The sequence below is a fragment of the Erythrobacter sp. SN021 genome, from assembly GCF_021864455.1.
The window spans coordinates 1-280 of the sequence record NZ_JAKKUW010000252.1 but is presented as its reverse complement, the minus strand read 5'-3'; the positions used below and the strand labels follow the sequence as shown (position 1 = coordinate 280).

Here is a 280-nt window from a genome sequence, read left to right as displayed (position 1 = left end):
GAAAGCGGTCATCGACAGCCCGGAATTCTGGGATCCGCAGACGTATCGAGCGAAAGTGAAATCGCCCTTCGAGTATGTGATCTCCGCTCTGCGCGCGGTGAATGCCGGCATCGACGATCCGATGCCCGTCGCACGGGCGATGCAGCAGATCGGCGAGCCGCTGTATGGCGCACAGCCGCCGACGGGGTATTCCGATAAGTCCGACGCATGGGTGAACACAGGCGCGCTGCTCAACCGGCTCAACTTCGCGCTCGCCCTGGCGGCCAACAAATTACCCGGC

At 62.9% G+C, this 280-nt stretch carries 1 protein-coding gene; it reads left to right on the top strand.

From position 1 onward, the window contains the following. Nucleotides 1-280: DUF1800 family protein (locus L5849_RS15790; RefSeq protein ID WP_236926314.1), on the top strand; the 280-nt coding region annotated here is incomplete at both ends.